The sequence below is a fragment of the Micromonospora sp. CPCC 206061 genome, from assembly GCF_036906915.1.
In the GTDB taxonomy this organism is placed as follows: Bacteria; Actinomycetota; Actinomycetes; order Mycobacteriales; family Micromonosporaceae; genus Phytohabitans.
On sequence record NZ_JBAKHX010000177.1, the window covers coordinates 1 to 3066 of the forward strand.

Sequence of the window (3066 nt, forward strand, 5' to 3'; positions counted from 1 at the left end):
GCCACTGCCCTCCGCGGTTTGGATCAATCGGCCAGCACTGCAGACGGCCGCACAACAGACGAACTAAAAAGATCTTGTCTCATTGATCTTGACAGGTTCCGAAGCGACCGCCACACTGACACCAGCACCGACCCCAACCCGATCGCCGGCATCCGCAACCGCGGCAAGACAGAGCGGTAGCGGGCTCGCCCGCCTGGGACTGGCGGTTCGCTCTCGAGGGCCGGAGCCACCTTCGTCGCGATGCCGCCGCACCGTCAGCAGCTCACGACCGCTACACCCACCAACCGGGCTTTGTCAGACGTGGCGAACACCCCCCGATCTGACAGCGCTCTGACAACGCCGCCGCGGATCTGACAAGGCAGGTCAGAGCCGGTGTCGGACGGACCGCCACTCGACACCGCGCGGCATGCGGTGGAGGCAACTGTCAGGTCCGCTGTCAGATCCCGCGCGCCCGGCAACGGCTGGCATGCGTACAACCGGCGGCGTCCACGGCGGCCGTCGCCCGCCAGAAGGGTTCATGGTGCGGGCGACACGGGGCGGTGGCATGACCAGGGCCGGCCCTGGCGCGCCGGGCCGGACAAGGGATGCCGGGTCGGTCAGGCCGCTGCGACCCCAGAGCTCACGCGGCGACGGAACTGGCAGTACGGCTGGCTACGGCGGCCTTGCCGGTCCAGGTCTTGGCGAGCAGGTCGAGGTACTTGGCCGAATCGTCGGCGGCGCGCTCGAAGTCGTCCACGAGCGGGTACTCCTGCCGGGTCAGGCGCGGTTCCCGGCCCGCGCGCCAAGGGGCAAAACACAGGCGGGCCGGGTCCACGCCACCGCGCAGAGCGTGCAGGAATCCGGTGAGGATCTCGGCGTCGAGGTCGGCCGCCTCGCCGCGTATCCCGCTGTAAGGGTGCCGGCCATGTCGACCAGTCCCTGGCATGGCCATCACGTCGGCCGCGATCACCCACTCGGGCCTGCCCTGCCGGGCACGGCGAATCAGCTCCCACCACACAGCGTCACGGACGGCGGAGGCGCTCGGATGTGCCATCAGCCAGGCGGCGGAACAAGATCAACGCCGGCAGATGTCGCCGCGCCGAAACTGCCGGCGATTGTGCCGACGCATCCGACGGCGGCAGTGCCGCCGCGGAACCCAGAAGTGCCGGACGCGGCAGTGCCGGACGCGGCAGTGCCGGACGCGGCAGTGCCGGACGCGGCAGTGCCGGACGTGCCGGCGTCTGCCGACCGCTCAGTGCAGGGTCCGGCGATGCCGGCGGCGGTCAGGACCGCGAACGCTTTTGTCGACGGCCCGTAGCGCGGACGTCGACCAGTCGTCGCGAAGGTCGGGCTCGCTCATGGGGACGGGCTCCAACCCAGAGGGCGGTGGGATGTGCCGCACGCAGGACACAGCTGTCGCCCCCAGTACGCCACAGCGGTCTGACAGCGGTCTGACAGCGCAGGTCAACGGCTGTTTCGCCGCCCGCGCGGGACCGCCCGACGAATCTGACAAGACATCGACTGTCAGGAATGAGAATCTGACAGGATATCGATTGTCAGAAATGTCTTTCCTGCGGAAAACCCGCCGTGACCTGCCTTGTCAGACATTCCACGCCCTGCGCAGCGCCCGCCGCCGAGGAGCATGTGGCACTCGCTCCCGGATGGACGCGGCGAATCTGACAAGCCTTCGGGAAGTCCGCCCACCTCAAGCTCGATCTGACAAGACTCTGACAACACGCCCTGTCAGAGCCGCCCGTCCAGGGTTCGCGATCGCCGCACCCGGCCCCGCCGAGTGCCTGGCACGTCGCCCGCTACCGCCGGGACGAGCGGTACAACGGCGGCCGACCTCCCACGCCACGTGCGTCGGTATCGCCACGGCAGTGCTCCACCCAGCGGCAAGGCCGGACTGCCGAACTGCCGGGATCGCGCCGAACTGCGGAAACCGCTCCGCGCTGCCAGACCCCACGGCACTGCCGGAGCGAGGTCCCGAAAGTGCCACCGCACCGCCAAAGTGCCGAACCGCTGCGGAAGTGCCGGACTGCCGAGAGTGCCGAACTGCCGCACCGCGCGGCACTATGTCGCCGGCACGTGTCGGCACTGCCGCAGTGCTAGCCGCCACGCCAGGTGTGGCCGCCAGGTGCCGAATCCGCCGGGTTCATCGGTCTAAACTGCCGGATACGCAGCGTGACCGCCATCAGTACCACGAGGAAGGTCGGCGAACCCGACAGCGCGGCCGGGAAAGCACCCAACCCGCTTCCATGTGCCGGCCAGCACTCCGACGGTGTCAGCGTTGTCCCGCCGAGCGGCAGTGCCGCCGACCAGTTGACCTGCGCTGTCAGTATCTCGGGGGCCCTGTCAGATCGGAGGGTGTTCGCCACGTCTGACAAGACCCGGTTGGTCATGGGAGGCTGCCGCTGCTCGGCCGATGTAGTCCAGCTCGCGCTGCCCCGGCTCGACAAGGTCCACACGCCGCACAGCGTCGCGCGCCGAGGCAGCTTGCCCAGGACATGCGCGACATCGTCCTCGATCCCGCCGGCACCGCGCGCCTCATCGGCGGCGATCTGCGACCGTGTCGATGGCGATCGCGCATCCATCGACTGGACCTTTTGATGCGACGGGGACCACTCATCGGGTTGCCGTGCCCATCGCGGGCTGGAAGCCGGTCGGCCTCCTCCGGCAACGCGCTTCCTTGTCTGGAACCCACCGGTGAGGAACGCTCGTCACCAGCGGGTAGGTGGCCGATTGGCCTCCACGGATCGGCGCTGCCTGGATGGGAAGCGGAGGCTGGGTGAACGACAACGGCCGTCCAGAGCTGGTGATCTTTGACTGCGACGGGGTACTGGTTCAGAGCGAACCGATCGTGATCAGCGTGCTGGCCAAGCGCCTGCGGCTACTGGGTGTTGAGATCAGTGACGAGGAGTGCTTCCGAAAGTTTGTGGGGTTGTCGCAGGACGCGGCGGAGCATCTGATCCTTCGCCTCGTCGGTCGGAACCTGTCAAGATCAATGAGACAAGATCTTTTTAGTTCGTCTGTTGTGCGGCCGTCTGCAGTGCTGGCCGATTGATCCAAACCGCGGAGGGCAGTGGC

4 protein-coding genes are annotated in these 3066 nt (G+C 67.9%); 2 read left to right on the forward strand and 2 right to left on the reverse strand.

All coding sequences use genetic code 11. The annotated features are described in order from the left end of the window. Positions 1 to 180: hypothetical protein (locus V6V89_RS41120; RefSeq protein WP_334625152.1), on the forward strand; the 180-nt coding region annotated here is incomplete at its 5' end. Positions 181 to 619: 439 nt separating this feature from the next. Here V6V89_RS41120 and V6V89_RS41125 read toward each other — a convergent pair. Both V6V89_RS41125 and V6V89_RS41130 read right to left on the reverse strand, forming a co-directional pair. Further along, entirely contained in the window at positions 620 to 1033 is a 414-nt protein-coding gene (locus tag V6V89_RS41125) for a hypothetical protein (RefSeq protein ID WP_334625154.1), read from the reverse strand. A 1054-nt stretch (positions 1034 to 2087) separates the two neighbouring features. Then, on the reverse strand, positions 2088 to 2573 hold the full coding sequence (locus tag V6V89_RS41130; protein ID WP_334625156.1) for a hypothetical protein: 486 nt from the start codon (positions 2571 to 2573) through the stop codon (positions 2088 to 2090). A gap of 194 nt (positions 2574 to 2767) precedes the next feature. Between V6V89_RS41130 and V6V89_RS41135 the strand changes: the two genes are divergently transcribed. Beyond that, positions 2768 to 3043, forward strand: a complete 276-nt coding sequence (locus tag V6V89_RS41135) for an HAD hydrolase-like protein (protein ID WP_334625159.1) — start codon at positions 2768 to 2770, stop codon at positions 3041 to 3043. Positions 3044 to 3066: the final 23 nt, after the last annotated feature.